This is a genomic window from Streptomyces sp. NPDC052910, assembly GCF_055585605.1.
The window spans coordinates 421,600-439,870 of sequence record NZ_JBVJJR010000002.1 but is presented as its reverse complement, the minus strand read 5'-3'; the positions used below and the strand labels follow the sequence as shown (position 1 = coordinate 439,870).

Below are 18,271 nucleotides of genomic sequence, written 5' to 3'. Positions count from 1 at the left end.
GCTCCCGCAACTCCCGTTTTGAGTCGGCCGCCTGTGGGTCACTAGGATCCTCGGATGATCATCACAAGACGGCTGGCGGCGGGCGCCTGCGCTCTGCTCGCCGCACTGGCCGGAGGTGTCGTGCCGGCGCAGGCCGCCGACGGGCCCTCCAAGGATTCCCCGAAGGTCGAGCTCGTCCTCGACGTCAGCGGTTCGATGCGCGCCCGCGACATCGACGGACAGTCCCGCATGGCCGCCGCCCAGCAGGCGTTCAACGAGGTCATCGACGCCACCCCGGAGGGCGTGCGGCTCGGCATCCGGACGCTCGGCGCCCACTACCCCGGGGACGACAAGGCGATCGGCTGCCGCGACAGCAAGCAGGAGTACCCGGTCGGCCAGGTCGACAGGACCGAGGCCAAGGCGGCCGTCGCCACCCTGCGCCCCACCGGCTGGACGCCCATCGGCTACGCGCTGCGCGGCGCCGACCAGGACCTCGGCGAGGACGGCGGCACCCGCCGCATCGTCCTCATCACCGACGGCGAGGACTCCTGTGGTCAGCCCGATCCGTGTGACGTGGCGCGCGAACTCGCCGCCAAGGGCACGCACTTGACCATCGACACGCTCGGCCTGGCGCACGACGACAAGACCCGCGAGCAGCTCACCTGCATCGCCGAGGCCACCGGCGGCACCTACACCACCGTGCGGCACACCAAGGAGCTCTCGGGCCGCATCAAGCAGCTCGTCCGCCGCTCCGAGACGCCCGTCGACGACACGCCCAAGCCCACGAAGGGCGCGGACGCCTGCTCCGCGGCGCCCGAGATCGGCGCCGGCGTGTGGAGCGACCGTGCGACCTTCGGCGAGCACCGCTGGTACAAGGTCAAGGTCAAGCCCGGCCAGGAACTGCGCGCCGCCGCGAGCGTCGGCGCCGACCGGCCCGTCGACCGTGACTACGGCATCCTCGTCAGAGCCGTCGGCGACGGTGGCCAGGAACTCGTCCGCGGCTCCGACGCCGGCAACGGGCGCACCGACGTGATGGCGTCCGGCCTGCGCTACCCGGTGGGCAAGGGCAAGAAGGACTCCAAGGACGACGCCGACGCCCGGACGGTCTGCCTGGAGGTCTCGCACTCCTTCTCCGCCCCGGCCTCCGTCAAGCGCGACCCCGGTCTGCCCGTCGAGCTGGCCGTCGACCTGGTGAAGTCCCCGGACAAGCCCTCCGACCTGGCCGCCTTCGGCCTGGGCCGGGGCTGGGTGCTGCTGCTCGTCCTCGTCGTCACCGGCCTGGTCGCCGGTCTGCTGTGGGGCTGGCTGGCCCGCTGGCGCGTCGCGATCTGGAGGGCCAACTGATGCGTATCGCACGAATGCTGACCGCGGGGCTGCTCGCGGCCGGCGCGCTGTTCACCGTCTCCGGCGCCGCCGCGGCCGACGCCCCCGCCGGCACGAAGGGCCAGAACGGCGACCCGACCGAGGCGGGTACGTCGTTCCGTACCGCCACGGCCGTCAAGCAGGACCAGAAGGCCACCGCCGACGGTACGACCGGTGACTACCTCTACTGGCAGTTCCCGGCCGGAGCCGGCCAGCGGCCCACCGCCAAGGCCACCGTCAAGCTGCCGGAGGCGAGCGCCCGGCACGGCGCCGCCACCTGGCAGCTCGACGTCTTCGACGGCCTGCGCCGCCGCCAGGCCTGCGCGGAGGGCGAGCGGACGAAGCGGGTGTCCCAGCAGGACGCCACCGTCACGCTGAGCTGCACCCTGCGCGTCGTCCGCCCGTACGCCGAGCGCTGGTCCAACGACCCGCTGCCCGGCGCGTACTACGTCCGCCTCACCGTCGCCGACGGGCCCGACCAGGACATGGGTCTGCCGGTGCACGCCGAGGTGGAGGCGACCGCCGAGGACGCCGGCGGCAAGTACGCCGAGGGCGGCGAACTCGGCGCGCCGCTGCACGCCGGGGCCGTCGCCGAACCGGAGGACGGCTGGAACGGCGGCTGGTGGTCCGACCGTTGGGTGTGGACCGTCGGCGGCGCGGTGCTCGGCGCCCTCGCCGCCATCGGCGGCTACACGCTGACGCGGCGGCCGCGCGGCGCGTGACGCGGCCTCCGGCCCCGGGCACGGAACGGCGGCACCCCCGGAATCCCACCGGTGGTGCCGCCGTTCCGCCTTTCCCCGGAGCCGGTCGCGTCAGGAGAACCGCACCGACCGCACCTTGAGGCGCTCCCCGCCGTAACCGGTGTTCGGACGCAGCCGGAACGAGTCGCCCGTGCAGTCCGGCTCCGTGAAGACCTCGGCGTACTCGTCCGTCCGGTTGCGCGGCGAGTGGGCCGGCGAGCTGCTGCCCGGGTCGGCCACCTCCGGCAGCGTGACGCACTCCCCGGTCGGCGGGTTCTCCAGGACCGCGGTGGCGGGCCTGCCGTCCAAGCCGGTGTACGTGTACTCGAACCGGCCCTCGGCCGCGGCGGCCGACGTGGGCAGGGTGACGATCAGGGCCAGGGCACCCGCGGCGGCGGCCAGGGCGGCACGGAAGCGCATACGCGTGGTCCTCTCGGAGAAGGGCGACTGCCACGACGGGCTGTCGCTACCCCCGCGCCGATCCGCCCAGTCCGGGAGTCACCCGGACGAGTGGCCCCCGGTCCGGGCCGCGGGCCCGGCGTCCTCAGCCCGCCGGCGGCTCCCCGTGCACCGCGTCGACGTACAGGTCCAGCAGGTCCTCGGTGAAGTAGGAGCTGTAGGAGACGTCCGGGGTGTCACCACCGGTGTGGTAGCCGCCGATCACCCCGATCAGCGTGTATCCGCCCCGGGAACCGGGGAGCAGGAACGGCCCGCCCGAGGTGCCGCCGACGTATCCCGCGCACGGGATCTCCAGGAAGTCCCCCGGGGCCTTGGGGTCCGTGCTCGTGTAACGCCGGGTGGCGGAGCGGCAGTCGAGCGGCTTGGGGTACTTGGCGTCGCTGTTGCCCGGGTAGCCGATCAGCCGGACGTCCGGGTGCCGATAGCCGGGGTGGAAGGCGACGTCGAAACCGCCGGTCACGCGCTCGACCGGGCTCCCGTCCGAGCGGTCGCCCAGCCGTACGACGGTGTAGTCCCAGCGGGCGCCGCCGTCGGTGCCCAGGTCGTAGTAGCGCTGATCGATGTAGATCGCCTCGACCGGGAAGACGCCGTGCGGTTTCAGCCCGTCGTGGTACTGCGGCACGAACGACAACTTCCGCTTGGGGTCGGGGCGGCGCAGGCAGTGGGCCGCGCTCACCACCAGATTCCGGTACGGGCTGCGGACCACCGTCCCGCCGCAGAACCGGCCCTGACCCTGGCCGTCGGTCCAGAAGAAGGTGCCCACCTGGGGCAGCCCGTCGAACGGGTGGCTCGGGGGGACGGGGGCTTTGCGGGCGTCGGGGGTGTCGGGGACGCCCGGGCCGGTCACCGGTCGCCGCGCGGCCTCGGCGGGCAGGGCGGCGGCCATCCGGTCGGGGGTCCAGTAGGCGTCGGCTTCGACGGCCAGGGCGCGCTGCCCGGGGTCGGCGGCGGCCGGGCCGCCGGGGGAGAGGGCCGTGAGGCCGAGGAGGAGGGCGGCGAGAGCGGTTGCGGCGAGGGGTCTGCGCATGGGCGGGTTCCTCTCCGGTGCGCGGGGGCACATACGAGGTGAGCGTGTCATCCTCCACCGGGCGGGAGGGCTGTGGCGAGAGGCGGACGCGACAGGATTCACCACGATGCCGGAGCCCGCCCGCCCGGCCCGGCCACTTGGACCGGACCTTCCTGACCTGCCATCAACCGACGGTTAAGTCCGTCATCCGCTCGTAATCCGGAACGGACTAGTGCTCCGCGTCCGCGCGTGACAGGATGCCCCTCGCGACCTCTCAGGGCTTAACCGGCCGTGAGGCGGCCGTGCGAAACCAGGCACCTGGAACGGGGGGACACATGGCGGTCAGGGGGGACAGAGCGACGGGAGATCAGGGCAGCCCATTGGCGGGGCGGCTCAACTACCTGTTCGCCAACATGCACCCGCCGGGTGCGCCGTACACCAACGCCCATGTCGCGGAGGAGATCAGCCGCGGCACGGAGGAGTACGGCGGGGTCACGCTCACCGAGCAATACCTGTCGATGCTGCGCAACGGGAAGCGCGCCAACCCCAGCCCGGACGTGCTGCGGGCGCTGGCGAAGTTCTTCGCGGTGCCGGTCGGCTACCTGATGGGCGACCTGTCCGCACCGCAGACCGCCCGGGTGGAGGAGGAGGTCCGTTTCCTCGTCGCGATGCGCGACCAGCGGGTACGGGCCATCGCCCTGCGCTCGGTGGGCCTGCCGCCCGAGGTCCAGGACAGCCTGACCACCATCATCTCCCAGTTCCGGCAGCAGATGAACCTGCCGTCGGACCCGCCGGGGGCGGGGGGTGAGGAGCGCCCGTGACCGTCGCGGCGGACGACCGGCTCTTCACCCACTGGCGGCGTACCGAGGACGAGGACGGTGCAGTCATGCGGGTGGGGCGGATTCGCCGGAGGTGCAAGCAGCTCATCGCCGAGCTGGCGCTGCCGGCCTCCACCGATCTCCGTGGTCTGTGCGACGTCGTCGCCCGCCGCGTGGGACGGCCGATCCATCTGGTGCCGATGAGCCTCGACGGCGTCGTCTCCGGCATGACCGCCACCACCGACGACGGTTACTGGGTCGTCTACGAGCTCAAGACCTCCCCCTGGCACCAGGTCCACATCGTGCTGCACGAGATCGGCCACCTGCTGCTCGGCCACGACCAGGACCCGACCGTCACCGAGGACGCCCTCAAGGTGTGGACGCCGTCCGTCGACGTGGCCACCGCCATGCGCCGGATGGGGCTGACCATGGGCCTGGCCCGGCACCACTGCTACGACAACCTCACCGAGCGCGAGACCGAGATCCTCGGCACCCTGCTGATGGAGAAGGTCGTGCCGCCCCCGCCCGGCCAGGAGCAGCCGCTGGAGGGCCCGGCCGCCGAACTGGCGGCCTCCCTCGGCCCCGCGCTCCAGCACGTCCGCAAGGTCCGGGACGACGGCGGCGGGACGGAGGGCGGGGCCGGTGTTTGACGCCCTCTACCTGACCTTCTCCGCCGTCACCTGGGTCATCGTCGCCTACAAGGCCCGCGCCTGGTTCCGCGACCGCGGCAACACCGACCTCGGCCTGACCGCGCTGATGACCGCCGGCGTACCCGTCGTCTTCCTGTTCTCCGCGCCGAGCGTCTACCGCGCCTTCGACCGGCTCACCGGCGTGGCCAACCTCGCCATGGTCTTCCTCTACTCGGCCGTCGTGCTGTTCGCCTCCGGCGCCACCGTGCTGCTGCTCCGCTGGACCAGCCGCGGCGACGCGGCGGCGCACGCCCGCGCGGTCGGCCGGTCCCGGCTCGCGGTGGCCGCCGTGGCGGTCGCCTGGACGGTTGCGATCGTCTGCTTCGCCGTCGGCCGCCCGGACGCCGTCGAGCACCCCCGCGACTTCAGCACCGCCTACGCCGACGCCCCCGGCATCGTCGCCTTCCTGACGCTGTACCTGGCCATCTTCGGCACGAGCCTCGCCGGACTCGGCGTCCTCTGCCCCCGCTACGCCGCCACCCTCGGCCCGTCCTGGCTCTCCAAGGGGCTGCGGACGCTCGCCGCCGGCTGCTGGCTGGGACTGCTCTACTGCGCCTGCAAACTCGTCGGGTTCGTCCTCACCTGGGCCGGCCGCGACGTCTACTGGCTCTCCAACGGCGTGGCCCCCATGAGCGCCTCGGTGGCGGCCCTGCTGGTCCTCCTCGGTTTCTCGCTGCCCGCCGTCGGCCCCCGTGCCACCGCCTGGCGCCGGCTGCGCCGCCTCCACCCGCTCTGGGAGGAGGTCACCGCGCACGTCCCCGAGGTGACCATCGGCACCTCCCGTTGGGCCTCCCGCTGGCCACTGGCCGACCTGGAATGGCGGGCCAACCGGCAGATGGCCGAGATCCGCGACATCCAGCGCGGCGTCCGCCGGCACGTCGAGCCCGCCGCCCTGGAGATCGCCCACCGCCGGGCGGACGCCGCCGCGCTGGACGAGCGCCGGCTCGCCGCCGTCGTGGAGGCCGCGGCCTTCCGCCGGGGCCTGGCCAACCAGGCGACCGGCCACGTCCCGGTCCCGCACGCCGACAGCGTGGTGGTGACCGTCAGTTCCGACCCGGCGGCCGAGCACGAGCACCTGGCGCTCGTCGCCGACGTCTTCCACGACGAACTGGTCGACGCCGTGCTCGAGGAGTTACGGGAGACCAGTGCGGAGCGCCGTCCCCACTGAGGACGCGCGTCCCACAGACGTGGCGGCCATGGACGGGGGTCACGGCCGCCCGCGGCGCGGGCCGGCGCCGGTGCCCGTACTCACGGGACCGGTGCCGCCCGCGCCGAATTCGTCCACCGGGCCGGAAACGGTCGCGCGCCGGACCCGCATCGGGCGTACGCCGGGCCGGAATGGTCGCTCACCGGGCCTGCATCGGGCGTACGCCGAACCGGAAACGGTCGTACACCGAACGGGAACCGGGTGCCGTACGCCGGACCGGGAACGGGACTTGTCCACCGTGCTGGGAACGGGTTTCGTACGCCGGACCGGGAGCGGGTGAAAACGCGGCCCCCCGACCCCCGCCCGCCACCGCCCCCCTAGGGTCGGAGCCATGCGACCCATCGACACAGCGTCCCTCATCGCCGACCCCTACGGGACCCTCGCCGCGCTCCGGGAAGCCGGCCCGGTCCACCGTGTCCAGGGCGCGGACGGCAATCCCGCCTGGCTGGTGACCCGTTACGAGGACGTCCGCCGATCGCTCGCCGATCCGCGGCTCTCCCTCGACAAACGTCACGCCAAGCCCGGCAACTACGCGGGTTTCTCGCTGCCTCCGGCTCTCGACGCCAACCTGCTCAACATGGATCCGCCGGACCACACCCGCGTCCGGCGCCTGGTGGTCAAGGCGTTCACGCCCGGGCGGGTGGAGAAGCTGCGGGAGCCGGTGCGCCGCCTCGCCGACGGCCTGCTGGACGCGGTCGAACCGGCGGGCGGCGCCGACCTGCTGGCCGTGTACGCCGGCCCGCTGCCCATCCTCGTCATGTGCGACCTGCTGGGCATCCCGCAGGACCACCGCCGGGATTTCCGGAGCTGGACCGACGCCCTGATCACCCCGGACCCGGCCCGCCCGGAGGCGGCCCGCGAGGCGATCGGGAACATGATCCGGTTCTTCACCGGCCTGCTCGCCGCCAAGCGCGCCGACCCCGCGGACGACCTGCTGTCCGACCTCATCGCCGTGCGGGACGGCGGCGACCGCCTGTCCGAGGACGAACTGACGTCGCTCGTCTTCCTCCTCCTGTTCGCCGGCTACGAGAACACCGTGCACCTGATCGCCAACTCGGTGCTCGCCCTGCTGGACCACCCGGAAGAGCTCCGTGCCTTGCGAAAGAATCCGGACGGACTCGCGGCGGCCGTGGAGGAACTGAACCGCTACGACGGACCCGCTCCGCTGGCCATCCGCCGCTTCCCGCTGGAGGACGTCGAGATCGGCGGCGTCACCGTGCCGGCCGGCGAGACCGTCCTCCTCTCCCTGGCCTCCGCCAACCACGACCCCACCCGCTTCCCCGACGCCGACCGCCTTGACCTGCGACGCAGTGATTTCGGTCACCTCGCCCTCGGTCACGGCATCCACTACTGCCTGGGTGCCGCCCTCGGCCGGACGGAGACCGAAATCGCCCTCGCGGCCCTGCTGGAGCGCTTCGACAAGCTGGAACTCGCCGTTCCGCGAGAGGAACTGAAATGGCGTCCGTCGATGCGCGCCCGTGGCCTGATTTCGCTCCCCGTGCGCTGGTCGACCGCAAGCCGAACACGTTTTTGATGCATAACCCATCCTTGATGAGGTAGAACTGTCTTCGAGCCCGCCCGGTGTGCATCCCCCGTCGCACCGGGCGGGCCTTCGCGTGCCCGGGGCCGGGCGCATGACGAACCGGCCCGCCGCGATGACGGGCCGGAGGGGCCGGGGAGATTCCGGTGCGGGGAGGCCGCTCAGCCGCTGCCCGGGGGGAACTTCAGGAGTGCCGCCGCCGCCAGCATCTGGACGCTGACGGCCGCCGCCGCCTTGTGGGTCGGCAGGTGGTGCTGGCCGCGGATCAGGAGGGTGGCCAGAGCGCAGCCGAAGGCGGCGGTGACCGAGGCGGTGGCGCGGACCGGGATGGACGCGGTCGGGAGGAAGGAGTCCAGGACCAGCCGGGGGAGGTCGGTGGTCCAGAAGACGAGGACGAACAGGCTCGCCGTCGGCCCGGGCCGGCCGTTGCCGCCGAGCCTGCGGGCGATGGCGTGGGTGACCAGGCCGAGCAGCAGGCTGGCGAGCAGGACCACGCCCGAGCCGATGGCCATGGCCTCCAGGGCGAGTGGGGGACTGACGTCCCACTGGGCCCAGAACGAGTCCTTGGCCAGGGTTCCCAGCGCCCCGCACAGCAGGCAGAGGAACATGGCGGCGCCCCAGACGCTCCGGTCCCGGGCCTCGTCGAGCACTTCGACGGGCCGGTACCAGAGCCCGAATATGAGCCGGTGCCAGAGCAGCTTGCGCCGTCCGGAGTCCGGGGGGCGGGGGGAGGTCGTGGTGGTCAGGGGCATGGGGGCGATTCTCTCACCGCCCGGGCGGGCCGCCCGGGCCGGTCGGTGACGGGGCGTCGGGCGGCCCGGCCGCCGAGGCGGGCGCGGACGCTCCGTCAGGCGGGCGTGGGCTCCACCGGGCCGGTGTCGGCGTCGGGTTCCGGCGCGGCGTTCCCGCCGGGTCCGCCGTCGGCTCGCGGCAGGTACTCCTCGCTGATCTCCCGGGGACCGAACGGCCAGACCCGCTCGACGCGCGCCCACAGGAGGAAGGCGAGGCACCCCGCGCCGAACCAGGCGAGCGACCACTCGATGGGGTGCCGGCCGGGCGAATTGCGGTCGGCGTAGCCGTAGATGACGAGCCAGCCGACCAGTGCCACCAGGCTCGGCAACGGGTAGAGCCACATCCGGTACGGGCGCGGCAGCGTCGGCTGGCGGCGGCGCAGCACGGTGACGGCCGCGATCTGCCCGAGCGCCTGGACGAGCACCATCACCGTGGTGAGCAACTGGATCAGCGTCGCCAGATCCGTGTGACGGCCGATCAGAAAGCCGACGCAGCCGATCGCCCCCATGCTCAGCAGGCCGAGGACGGGGAAGCGGTGGCGCGGGTGCAGGGTGCCGAACGCCCGGAAGAAGACCCTCTCCCGGGCCGCGTTGTAGGGGATGCGGGAGGCGCCCAGCAGCCCGGTGAAGACCGACGCCACGGCGGTGATCAGGACCAGGACCGTGACGGCGTCGGCGGCCCCCGTCCCCCAGGTGCGTTCCAGGACGGCGGAGGCCACGGAGGACGAGGCGGCGTTGTCCGGGTCGAGCATGTCCCGCCAGTCCACGACGCCCAGGGTGCCGATCTGCAGCAGCAGGTAGATCGCCATGATGCCGAGGATGGAGTAGATGATGGAGCGCGGAATGGTGCGTCCCGGGTCCTTGATCTCGGCACCCATGTAGGCGGTGGTCCAGTAACCGCCGTAGTCGTAGATGCCGATGGTCAGGCCGGCCGCGAAGCCGATCCAGAAGTGATGCGCCGTCAGGTCGAAGGCGTGCGACGGATAGGTGAACGCCCGGTCCGGACTGAAGTGGGTGAACGCGGCGGTGATCACCAGCACCACGGCCGCGATCATCACGCACCAGAGGACCGTCGTGATCCGGGCCATGTTCTCCACCCGTCCCCACAGCAGCGCCACCACGACCACGATGAGCGCCAGCCCGGTCAGGTCGCCCTGGGCCGGGGTCATGCCCGGCCAGAGGTACCCCAGGTACTGGACGAAGCCCATCACACCGCTGGCCATGGCCAACGGCACGTAGAGCATGGCCGTCCAGACGAACAGGAACGGCATGAGCCGGCCCGTCCGGTACTGGAACGCCTGCCGCAGGTAGACGTAACTGCCGCCCGCGCCCGGCAGCGACGCGCCGAGCTCGGCCCACACCAGGCCGTCCGCGAGGGCGAGCAGCGCGCCCGCCAGGAAACCGATGACGGCCTGCGGGCCGCCGAAGGCCGCGACCATGAGCGGGATGGTGACGAACGGGCCGATGCCGCACATCTGGCTCATGTTGATGGCGGTGGCCTGGAACGGCCCGACACGGCGGACGAATCCGTCCCGGCCGTCCGGCGCGTCCGCTTTCTCTCCCATGGGGCCGCCCTTCCCGTTGGCGCGTTACCTGCACTCGTAGCACCGGCCCGCCCGGCCCGTCCATCACCCCGCACGAGGCGGCACGGACCGTGACGCGGGCATCGCCCGAACAGCGCACGGGAGTTGGGGCCGGTGCGCCGGACGGGGTGCTGGGCGACTCTGGCCGGGCGGTCCGCACCGCGTCAAGACCCGGGGCGCACGGGGCCGGAGCGCGTCAGGGGGCGGGAGCCGTCACCGGAACCGGAGCGCCCCCTGAGGCAGGACATGACAATCGCCACTCTCGGTGCATCCGTACTGGCAGGGGCGTTACAGTGACCCGGCCGTGGTGTTCGGGAAGACCGGTGCAGGACCCTCCCCCGGGGGGCGTCCGATTCCGGAGCGGCCCTCGCCACTGTGATCGGGGAGTGACCGTCCCGTTCCACGCGGCCCGCCGGGGCGCGTGGAGCCACTGGCCGCAGCCGGCTGCCGGGAAGGCGGGGGCGGGCGCGAACGAACCCGTCAGCCAGGAGACCGGCCACGGCATCTCAGTGAACCGATCCACGAGGTGCTGGAGCGTGAACCCCAAGATGACCCTGCCCATCGATGCGCCCACCGACGCGCCCGCCGGGCCGTCCGCCGCCTTCCGCTGGCGCCGCCAGGACACCGTGCGGACCGCCGGCCTGCTCGCCGTCATAGCCGCCCTGCACGTCGTCGCGTTCGGCGTGCTCTTCCTGCTCGTCGCCCCGAACCACTACGAAGTGGGCTCCAAGGTCTACGGCGTCGGCCTCGGCGTCACCGCCTACACCCTCGGCATGCGGCACGCCTTCGACGCCGACCACATCGCCGCCATCGACAACACCACCCGCAAACTGATGGCCGACGGCAAGCGCCCGGTCTCCGTCGGCTTCTGGTTCGCCCTCGGCCACTCCAGCGTCGTGGTCGTGCTGACCGCCCTGGTCGCCGGCGGCACCCACATGGCGAGCACGCTGATGGACGAGGACTCGGCCACCCACCAGACGCTCGGCATCATGGGCACCAGCATCTCGGGCGGCTTCCTCTACCTCATCGCCGCTCTCAACCTCGTCGCCCTCGCAGGCATCCTGCGCATCTTCCGCGCCATGCGCGAGGGCCGGTACGACGAGGCGGAGCTGGAGGAACACCTCGACTCGCGCGGCTTCATGAACCGGATCCTCGGCCGCTTCACCCGCTCGATCAGCCGCCCCGGCCAGATGTACCCGCTGGGCTTCCTCTTCGGCCTGGGCTTCGACACCGCCACCGAGGTCACCCTGATGGTCATGGCCGGCAGCGGCGCCGCCGCCGGTGTGCCCTGGTACGCGATCCTCTGCCTGCCGCTGCTGTTCGCCGCCGGCATGAGCCTCTTCGACACCCTCGACGGCACGTTCATGAACTTCGCCTACCAGTGGGCGTTCTCCAACCCGGTCCGCAAGGTCTACTACAACCTCACCATCACCGGCCTGTCGATCGCCGTCGCCTTCCTCATCGGCACCATCGAACTGGTCGGCGTACTCCACGAGAAGCTGGAACTGGACGACGCGGTCACCGGCTGGATCGCCGGACTGAACCTCGACAACGTCGGCTTCGTCATCGTCGGCCTGTTCGTCGTCGTCTGGGCCGCGGCACTCGCCTACTGGCGGCTGGCCAAGGTCGAGCAGCGCTGGGCCGCCCGGGGCGCGTCGGTCCCGGCGGCGGAGGGCTGACGCGGCGCCCCGGCGGCGCCCGCCCCGCGCCCCCGCCCGGCGGCTTCGCCGGAGCCGGGACGGGCGGGGGCCGCCGGGGCTACGGTGAGAGGGGAAGCGTCCGTTCTTCGACGAGGAGGCACATGGACCGCCAGCAGATCACCCTCACCGGTGTCCCGGAAACCCTGCTCGCCACCCTCCACGGCCGCGCCGTAGACAGCCGCTCCTGCCACTCCCTCCTGCACGACCGGACCGCTCTGGAGACCGTCCGGCGCATCGACTACGACTTCCGCAGGACGGGCATGACGTCCGTGAACGCGGCCGGCGTCGCGCTGCGCGCCCGCTGCCTGGACGACTGGACGGCCGCGTACCTGGCCCGTCGGCCCCGCGTCACGGTCCTTCACCTCGCCTGCGGGCTGGACACCCGGGCGCACCGCCTCGCCCGGTCCCCGGAGACGCGCTGGATCGACGTCGACCTGCCCGAGGTCGTCGCCCTCCGCGACCGCCTCCTCCCGGACCCCGGCGGCGACCACCGCACCCTCGCGGCCTCCGTGACCGCCGACGGCTGGCTGGAGGAACTCCCCGCCGACCGGCCGGTGGTGGCGGTCTTCGAGGGGCTCTCGATGTACCTGCGGCGGGCCGAGGGCGAACGCCTGATCCGCCGGATCACCGCTCACTTCCCGGGCGGACAGCTCCTGTTCGACTGCCTCAGCGGCCTGGGCGTCCGCATGCAGCCGCTGATACCCGTCCTCCGCAGGACCGGCGCGACCCTGCACTGGGGCATCGACGACCCGCGTGACCTGGAACGCCTGCACCCCGGCCTGACCTGCCTGGACGTCGTCCGCGGCTGCGGCCTCCCCGACGTCCGCCGGACCCCGCCGCTCGCCCGGCTGGAGGCCCGCCTGACGAGCCTCGTCCCCGGACTGCGGGACGTGTTCCGGCTGGTGCGGTTCGAGTTCCCCGCTGCCGGGGTGTAGCGGGGGACCGGGCGCCGGAGGACCGCGGGCGGCCGTCGGATGGCCGCTCCCGGCCGGGCGGTCGCGGGCGCCCGGAGTCGGCGGGGGTCAGGGGCCGGCGGGCGGCCGTCGGAAGCCGCCCCCGGCCGGGGTGACAGCGGGTCGCCAGGGGCCGGCGGGGTCAGGAGTCAGCGACGGCCGTCGGGACCCGCCCCCGGCCGCGCGGCGCCAGCCACCGGTCGAAGAACGAACGCACCAGCCCCCGCACGGCCGGAACCGACCGGTCCGGCGCGGCGGGGCCGACGAGCGCGTCCCGGTCCCGGGCCGGCATCAGCCCCGCCGCCTGCAAGCGAGGCGCCAGGGCGGCGTAGTCGGTGAACACCCAATGCCCGGCGTCGTCGAGCCGGCACCGCCTGGCCCGCCCGGCCGAACGGGACAGCACGGCCGGCCAGGAGCGCTCGAACCGTTCGTTCCGGAAGCCGTCCGTACCGGCCAGCAGCAGCGGCCGGTCCGTGCCCTCCAGTGCCACCGGGAACAGCTCACCGGGCCGGCCGTCGCCGCCCGGCGGCCGGTCCAGATACCCCTCCAGGTCGACCGCCGCCCCGATCCGCCGGTCCCGGCGCATCGCCTCGGTCACCGCGGTGCCGCCGAGGGAGTGCCCGAACACGCCCACCCGCCGCAGGTCCAGGGCCGCGCCGAGCCCCCGGGGCAGCGGGCGCCCCAGCGCGTCGGGGGAGCGGCCGGCGGCCAGGTCCGCCAACCGGTCCAGGACGAAACGGAGATCCGCGATCCGGGTCTCGACCAGGACGTCGAAGAGGCCGGGGCCGGGCTCCCCGGTGAGAACGGTCGGCCGCACCCGCTCCCGCCCGTCCATCGCGGCCGGGAACTCCACCTCGCCGGCGTCCCCCGGGTGGTCGACGGCCACCACCACGTACCCGTGGCTCGCCAGGTCTTCCGCGAGCCCGGTGCCCATGGTCCGCGGATCGCCGCCCCCGGGGCTGTACAGCAGCACCGGCCGGCGCCCCGCGAGGGCGGGGGCGTCGACGTACGCGTGGGTGCGCGTGGCCGCCCAGTCCACCCCCGCCGCCGGCAGACGGTGCACCCGGACGTCGATCTCCCTGAAGAAGGCCGCCGCGCCGGGCGTCATCTGCCGCGCCCGGGGCCGGCCCCCGACCGCGCCGACCGGGTGGAACACGGTCACCATCACCTCCCGGACCGGGATGCCGGGCGTCAGCGGGTCCGGCCGGGAACGGTCCACCAGGTACAGCACCGTCGCCCCGACCCGGTGCGGGCCGGACGGCGCGGGCAGCCGCAGGACCACCGGCCGGGCCCCGGCGGCCCCCGCCGGGGCGACGGCCGCGCCCCCGGCCAGGAGCACTCCCGCGGCCCCGGTCGCGGTGGCGGCGATGACGGATCGTCTGCTCACGACGCTTCTCGAGTACGGCGCGGCGCTTCTCGAGTCGGGCGCGGCGCTTCTCGTGTTCGGCGCGGCGCTTTTCGCGTATGGCAAGTTGCTCTCCCTCGCTCCGGCCCCCGCGTGCGCCGCGGCGGCCACCACCGGCATGCTGGCCGTCGGCGGCCGGTCCGGACGAACGTTCAGGCCGTGGCCGAAACGATGGCGCCGCAACCTCGGCGCCGAAACGATGGCTCGCGCCCCGCGCGCGGGCCCCGGGGAGGGGAAGACCGTGTTCCGCGTCCACCTCACGGCCGACGACCTCGCCCGGGTGCGGTTCGCGCCCCGCCCGGCCCCGCTCCAGGAGCTCAACGCGGCCCTGAGCACGCTGGTTTCGCCGCGTGACGCCCTGCTGTTCGGCCGGTGGCGGCGCCGACTGCTCCGCGCCCTGCCGCCCGCCGCCGAACCGCTCGCGGACCTGGTGCCCGCCGGGGTGGCACCCCGTTTCCTCGACGTCTTCCACGACACCCTCGCGGACGGGCTGACAGCCGTCCGGGCCGCCCCGGAACCGGTCCGCTCGGAGCTGGAACGCGTCCACGGCGGACGGCCGCCGGCCCCCTGGGTCCGCCGGCTGCACGCCGACGACCCCGACGCCTGGCGGCTCCTGCGCCGGGCCCAGCGGGCGGCCTTCGACACCGTCCTCGCTCCCGTGTGGCCCCTGGTCCAGGACCTGCACCGGGCCGAGTTCACCCGCCACGCGGTCACCGCCGCCGAGCACGGCACCGGCGCGGCGCTCGCCTCCCTCGTCCCCGGAGGCCGGCTGCGCGGCACGGTCTGGGAACTGCCGGCCCCCACCGACCGGGACCTCCACCCGGCCGGACGCGGCCTGCTGCTCCTGCCCACCTTCCACTGGACGGGCCATCCCCTCGTCGCCGACCTCCCCGACGGCCCGCTCGGCCTCACCTACCCGGCCGGCCCCGGCCGCCCGCTCGACCCCGCGGGCGCCGGAGGGCCGGCGGAGCCGCTCACCGCCGTACTGGGCCGGACCCGCCACGACGTCCTGCTCCTGCTGGCCGACGAGCACACCACCACCGGCCTCGCCCGCCGGCTGGGCGTCAGCAACGCCACCGCCTCCGCCCACGCCTCCGCCCTGCGCGGCGCGGGCCTCGTCACCTCGGACCGCCGGGGACGTGCGGTGCTCCACCGCCGGACGGCCCTGGGGGACCTGCTCGTGCGGTGAAGGGGCTTCCGGGCCGCCCCCTGGGCGCGGACGTCGGGCGTCGGCCGATGGGTGCCGGACTCCGGGCGTCGGCCGGCGGGTGGGCCGATGGATGCGGGCCGACGAATGCCGGCCGACCCATGCCGACGGGCGTGCCGGCCACCGGGTCACAGGCGGCGCGGCGCCGCGTACCGCAAGGCCGCGAAGCCACCGGCCACCAGCCCCCGCAGGACCGCCCACACCGTGCCGGCCGTCGTGGCGCCGAGCCGGCCCGTCGCGGGCCAGGACGGCCGCCCCGCCGCCCCGCCGCCCACCGGCCCCGGTCACTCCGTCCCGCCTGCCCCCACGACTTGCCTCCCCCCTCACCCCCGTCACACTGGAACCATGCCCGAACTGCCGGAGGTCGAGGCACTCGCCGCCTTCCTGGGCGAGCGGCTGGGCGGCCGTACGGTCGAGAAGGTGCTGCCGGTGGCGGTGAGCGTGCTCAAGACGTACGATCCGCCGCTCACCGCCCTGGAGGGGCGGCCCGTGGCCGGGGTCGGGCGGTACGGCAAGTTCCTGGACGTAGCCACCGAGGACGGCCCTCATCTCGTCCTCCACCTCGCCCGGGCCGGCTGGCTGCGCTGGCACGACGCCCTCCCCGCGACCCCGCCCCGCCCCGGCAAGGGGCCGCTCGCCCTGCGGGTCCGACTGGCCGGCGGCGCCGGCTTCGACGTGACCGAGGCGGGTACGCAGAAGCGCCTCGCCGCCTACTGCGTGCACGACCCCTCCGACGTGCCGGGCGTCGCCCGCCTCGGCCCGGACCCGCTGGCCGACACGTTCACGCCCGCCGTCTTCACCGGGCTGCTGCGCGGCGAGCGCCGGCAGGTCAAGGGCTTCCTCCGGGACCAGAGCGTGATCGCCGGCATCGGCAACGCCTACTCGGACGAGATCCTGCACGCGGCCCGGATGTCCCCGTTCAAACCGACGTCGAGCCTGACGGACGAGGAGGCCGGCGCCCTCTACGAGGCGCTGCGGACGACGCTCCGGGACGCCGTCGAGCGCTCGCGCGGACAGGCGGCCGCCGGGCTGAAGGCCGAGAAGAAGAGCGGCCTCCGGGTGCACGGACGGACCGGCGAACCCTGCCCGGTCTGCGGCGACACCGTTCGCGAGGTGTCGTTCAGCGACTCCTCGCTCCAGTACTGCCCCACCTGTCAGACGGGCGGGAAGCCGCTCGCCGACCGGCGGCTGTCCCGGCTGCTGAAATAGCCCGCGCGCTCAGTCCCGCGGCACCCCGCGCGCGTCCGCGTGGGCCAGCTCGGAGTGCCGGTAGGAGTAGGCGAAGTACACCGCGAGCCCGATCACGAACCACACCGCGAACCGCACCCACGTCTGCCAGGCCAGATACGTGATCAGCCAGATCGAGGCGGCCACCCCGAGGCCCGGCACCACCGGCACGCCCGGGCAGCGGAAGCCGCGGGGGAGCTCCGGCCGCTTGTACCGGAGGACGATGACGGCGGTGCAGACCACCGCGAAGGCCAGCAGGATGCCGATGTTGGTGAGCTCCGCGGCCTCCCCGATCGGCACGAACCCCGCGATGAGCGCCGAGGCGACGCCCACGATCCAGGTGACCCGGGTGGGCACGTGCCGGGTGGGGTGGGTGTGCGCGAACCACTTGGGAAGCAGCCCGTCGCGGCTCATCGCGAACCACACCCGCGTCACGCCCAGCATGAACGTGAACATCACCGTCAGAATGCCGATGATCGCCCCGACCGCGACGACGTCCGCGATGCCGCCGAGCCCGACCGACTTGAAGGCGGTCGAGAAGCCGCTCTCCTTGTCGATGTCCCGGTAGTTCTGCATCCCCGTCAGCACCAGGCACGCCAGCACGTACAGCACCATCGAGATGCCCAGCGAGTACATGATCGCCCGGGGCATGTGCCGCTGCGCGTCCTTGGACTCCTCGGCCGCCGTCGACATGGCGTCATAACCGAACACGGCGAAGAAGACGGTGGCGGCCCCGGTGAACGCGCCGCTGACACCGAACGGGAAGAACGGGTGGTAGTTGCCGCTCTTGACGTGGAAGAAGCCGACGATCACCACCAGCAGCACCACCAGGATCTTCAGCCCGACGACGACCGTCTCGAAGCGGGCCGCGTTCTTCATGCCCAGGGTGAGCAGGTAGGCGATCACCAGGCAGAGCAGGGCCGCGAACAGGTCCACCCGGTGGCCGTCCCCGGTGCCGGGCGCGCCCAGCATCCAGTGGGGGAGGTTGGCGCCCGACTCCGACACCAGGAAGTTGACGTACCCGGAGATGCCGATGGCGACGACGGAGACGATGGCCGTGTACTCCAGCAGCAGGTCCCAGCCGATGAACCAGCCGCCGATCTCGCCGAGTACCGCGTAGCCGTAGGTGTAGGCGGAGCCCGCCCGCGGGATGAGGCCCGCGAACTCCGCGTACGAGAAGGCCGCAGCCGCGCTGGCCACCCCCGCGATGAGGAACGAGACGAGCACCGCGGGCCCGGCCGTGCCGTTGGCGATGGTCCCGGCGAGGCTGAAGATGCCGGCGCCGATGATGCCGCCGACGCCGATGGCCGTGAGCTGCCACAGGCCGAGGGTGCGGGTCAGGTGCTCGCCGTGCGCCTCCGCCGTCTCCGCCTCTTCGATGGTCTCGATGGGTTTACGGCGCAGGATGCCGTGACCGGCCCGGAGCCCTGCCATGTCCAGTCCTCTCGTCGCCCAGTCCTCGTGTCGCCCAGTCCTCGTGTCGCCCGGTCCTCGTGTGGGCGGGACGCTGACGGCGGCTCATGATGGTGCACCGGGACCGGCGACGGAAGGCGCCGCTCCGGTGGCGTCCGGTGTGTCAGCCGATCCGGTTGGGGACCGGCGGCC

Annotated in this window: 17 protein-coding genes and 1 riboswitch; of the genes, 10 read left to right on the top strand and 7 right to left on the bottom strand. The window is 73.6% G+C overall.

What is annotated here, in order from left to right; translation table 11 throughout:
* The first annotated feature begins 54 nt into the window (after positions 1–54).
* Positions 55–1,323, top strand: a complete 1,269-nt coding sequence (locus ACZ6X9_RS07735) for a VWA domain-containing protein (protein WP_469777035.1) — start codon at positions 55–57, stop codon at positions 1,321–1,323.
* Complete coding sequence (locus tag ACZ6X9_RS07730; protein WP_469777034.1) at positions 1,323–2,063, top strand: hypothetical protein; 741 nt, start codon at positions 1,323–1,325, stop codon at positions 2,061–2,063. Before ACZ6X9_RS07735 ends, ACZ6X9_RS07730 begins: the two co-directional genes overlap by 1 nt.
* 90 nt (positions 2,064–2,153) lie before the next feature.
* On the opposite strand, the gene ACZ6X9_RS07725 is transcribed toward ACZ6X9_RS07730, so the two are convergent.
* A complete protein-coding gene (locus tag ACZ6X9_RS07725; RefSeq protein WP_469777033.1) occupies positions 2,154–2,501 on the bottom strand; it encodes a hypothetical protein in 348 nt (115 codons plus the stop codon).
* 124 nt (positions 2,502–2,625) lie between these two features.
* The gene (locus tag ACZ6X9_RS07720; protein ID WP_469777032.1) at positions 2,626–3,567 is read right to left on the bottom strand and encodes a serine protease family protein; all 942 of its coding nucleotides are present in this window, start codon (positions 3,565–3,567) and stop codon (positions 2,626–2,628) included.
* 314 nt (positions 3,568–3,881) lie between these two features.
* Between ACZ6X9_RS07720 and ACZ6X9_RS07715 the strand changes: the two genes are divergently transcribed.
* The 4 genes from ACZ6X9_RS07715 to ACZ6X9_RS07700 all read left to right on the top strand — a co-directional run bounded on the left by ACZ6X9_RS07715 (position 3,882) and on the right by ACZ6X9_RS07700 (position 7,794).
* A complete protein-coding gene (locus tag ACZ6X9_RS07715; protein ID WP_469777031.1) occupies positions 3,882–4,367 on the top strand; it encodes a helix-turn-helix domain-containing protein in 486 nt (161 codons plus the stop codon).
* Entirely contained in the window at positions 4,364–5,014 is a 651-nt protein-coding gene (locus tag ACZ6X9_RS07710) for a hypothetical protein (protein ID WP_469777030.1), read from the top strand. The genes ACZ6X9_RS07715 and ACZ6X9_RS07710 overlap by 4 nt, the downstream gene beginning before the upstream one ends.
* Positions 5,007–6,221, top strand: a complete 1,215-nt coding sequence (locus ACZ6X9_RS07705) for an MAB_1171c family putative transporter (RefSeq protein WP_469777029.1) — start codon at positions 5,007–5,009, stop codon at positions 6,219–6,221. The genes ACZ6X9_RS07710 and ACZ6X9_RS07705 overlap by 8 nt, the downstream gene beginning before the upstream one ends.
* A 370-nt stretch (positions 6,222–6,591) precedes the next feature.
* The gene (locus ACZ6X9_RS07700) at positions 6,592–7,794 is read left to right on the top strand and encodes a cytochrome P450 family protein (RefSeq protein WP_469777028.1); all 1,203 of its coding nucleotides are present in this window, start codon (positions 6,592–6,594) and stop codon (positions 7,792–7,794) included.
* 167 nt (positions 7,795–7,961) lie between these two features.
* Here ACZ6X9_RS07700 and ACZ6X9_RS07695 read toward each other — a convergent pair whose 3' ends face one another.
* Together ACZ6X9_RS07695 and ACZ6X9_RS07690 are read right to left on the bottom strand one after the other, a co-directional pair.
* Complete coding sequence (locus tag ACZ6X9_RS07695; RefSeq protein WP_469777027.1) at positions 7,962–8,552, bottom strand: YIP1 family protein; 591 nt, start codon at positions 8,550–8,552, stop codon at positions 7,962–7,964.
* Between the two features lie 95 nt (positions 8,553–8,647).
* Positions 8,648–10,156: an APC family permease gene (locus ACZ6X9_RS07690; RefSeq protein ID WP_469777026.1), complete on the bottom strand. Its 1,509-nt coding sequence runs from the start codon at positions 10,154–10,156 to the stop codon at positions 8,648–8,650.
* Positions 10,157–10,462: 306 nt separating this feature from the next.
* Positions 10,463–10,689, top strand: a riboswitch (cobalamin riboswitch).
* A 33-nt stretch (positions 10,690–10,722) separates the two neighbouring features.
* Between ACZ6X9_RS07690 and nicT the strand changes: the two genes are divergently transcribed.
* Together nicT and ACZ6X9_RS07680 are read left to right on the top strand one after the other, a co-directional pair.
* The gene (gene nicT, locus ACZ6X9_RS07685) at positions 10,723–11,853 is read left to right on the top strand and encodes a Nickel transporter NicT (RefSeq protein ID WP_469777643.1); all 1,131 of its coding nucleotides are present in this window, start codon (positions 10,723–10,725) and stop codon (positions 11,851–11,853) included.
* A 122-nt stretch (positions 11,854–11,975) separates the two neighbouring features.
* A complete protein-coding gene (locus ACZ6X9_RS07680; RefSeq protein WP_469777025.1) occupies positions 11,976–12,809 on the top strand; it encodes a class I SAM-dependent methyltransferase in 834 nt (277 codons plus the stop codon).
* 160 nt (positions 12,810–12,969) lie between these two features.
* On the opposite strand, the gene ACZ6X9_RS07675 is transcribed toward ACZ6X9_RS07680, so the two are convergent.
* A complete protein-coding gene (locus ACZ6X9_RS07675; RefSeq protein ID WP_469777024.1) occupies positions 12,970–14,214 on the bottom strand; it encodes an alpha/beta hydrolase family protein in 1,245 nt (414 codons plus the stop codon).
* Here ACZ6X9_RS07675 and ACZ6X9_RS07670 point away from each other — a divergent pair.
* Entirely contained in the window at positions 14,195–15,421 is a 1,227-nt protein-coding gene (locus ACZ6X9_RS07670; RefSeq protein ID WP_469777023.1) for an ArsR/SmtB family transcription factor, read from the top strand. The two genes, ACZ6X9_RS07675 and ACZ6X9_RS07670, sit on opposite strands and share 20 nt — an antisense overlap.
* Positions 15,422–15,567: 146 nt before the next feature.
* Here ACZ6X9_RS07670 and ACZ6X9_RS07665 read toward each other — a convergent pair whose 3' ends face one another.
* Positions 15,568–15,714, bottom strand: a complete 147-nt coding sequence (locus ACZ6X9_RS07665) for a hypothetical protein (protein ID WP_469777022.1) — start codon at positions 15,712–15,714, stop codon at positions 15,568–15,570.
* A gap of 70 nt (positions 15,715–15,784) precedes the next feature.
* Between ACZ6X9_RS07665 and ACZ6X9_RS07660 the strand changes: the two genes are divergently transcribed.
* Complete coding sequence (locus ACZ6X9_RS07660; RefSeq protein ID WP_469777021.1) at positions 15,785–16,648, top strand: Fpg/Nei family DNA glycosylase; 864 nt, start codon at positions 15,785–15,787, stop codon at positions 16,646–16,648.
* A 9-nt stretch (positions 16,649–16,657) separates the two neighbouring features.
* Here ACZ6X9_RS07660 and ACZ6X9_RS07655 read toward each other — a convergent pair whose 3' ends face one another.
* Positions 16,658–18,100, bottom strand: coding sequence for an amino acid permease (locus ACZ6X9_RS07655; protein ID WP_469777020.1), 1,443 nt, complete (start codon positions 18,098–18,100; stop codon positions 16,658–16,660).
* Positions 18,101–18,271: the final 171 nt, after the last annotated feature.

Excerpts from the sequence above, each read along its gene's own strand:
- ACZ6X9_RS07735 (WP_469777035.1), top strand. The coding sequence starts at position 55 with ATGATCATCACAAGACGGCTGGCGGCGGGCGCCTGCGCTCTGCTCGCC.
- ACZ6X9_RS07730 (WP_469777034.1), top strand. The coding sequence starts at position 1,323 with ATGCGTATCGCACGAATGCTGACCGCGGGGCTGCTCGCGGCCGGCGCG.
- ACZ6X9_RS07725 (WP_469777033.1), bottom strand. The coding sequence starts at position 2,501 with ATGCGCTTCCGTGCCGCCCTGGCCGCCGCCGCGGGTGCCCTGGCCCTG.
- ACZ6X9_RS07720 (WP_469777032.1), bottom strand. The coding sequence starts at position 3,567 with ATGCGCAGACCCCTCGCCGCAACCGCTCTCGCCGCCCTCCTCCTCGGC.
- ACZ6X9_RS07715 (WP_469777031.1), top strand. The coding sequence starts at position 3,882 with ATGGCGGTCAGGGGGGACAGAGCGACGGGAGATCAGGGCAGCCCATTG.
- ACZ6X9_RS07700 (WP_469777028.1), top strand. The coding sequence starts at position 6,592 with ATGCGACCCATCGACACAGCGTCCCTCATCGCCGACCCCTACGGGACC.
- ACZ6X9_RS07695 (WP_469777027.1), bottom strand. The coding sequence starts at position 8,552 with ATGCCCCTGACCACCACGACCTCCCCCCGCCCCCCGGACTCCGGACGG.
- ACZ6X9_RS07690 (WP_469777026.1), bottom strand. The coding sequence starts at position 10,156 with ATGGGAGAGAAAGCGGACGCGCCGGACGGCCGGGACGGATTCGTCCGC.
- nicT (WP_469777643.1), top strand. The coding sequence starts at position 10,723 with ATGACCCTGCCCATCGATGCGCCCACCGACGCGCCCGCCGGGCCGTCC.
- ACZ6X9_RS07680 (WP_469777025.1), top strand. The coding sequence starts at position 11,976 with ATGGACCGCCAGCAGATCACCCTCACCGGTGTCCCGGAAACCCTGCTC.
- ACZ6X9_RS07670 (WP_469777023.1), top strand. The coding sequence starts at position 14,195 with ATGACGGATCGTCTGCTCACGACGCTTCTCGAGTACGGCGCGGCGCTT.
- ACZ6X9_RS07660 (WP_469777021.1), top strand. The coding sequence starts at position 15,785 with ATGCCCGAACTGCCGGAGGTCGAGGCACTCGCCGCCTTCCTGGGCGAG.
- ACZ6X9_RS07655 (WP_469777020.1), bottom strand. The coding sequence starts at position 18,100 with ATGGCAGGGCTCCGGGCCGGTCACGGCATCCTGCGCCGTAAACCCATC.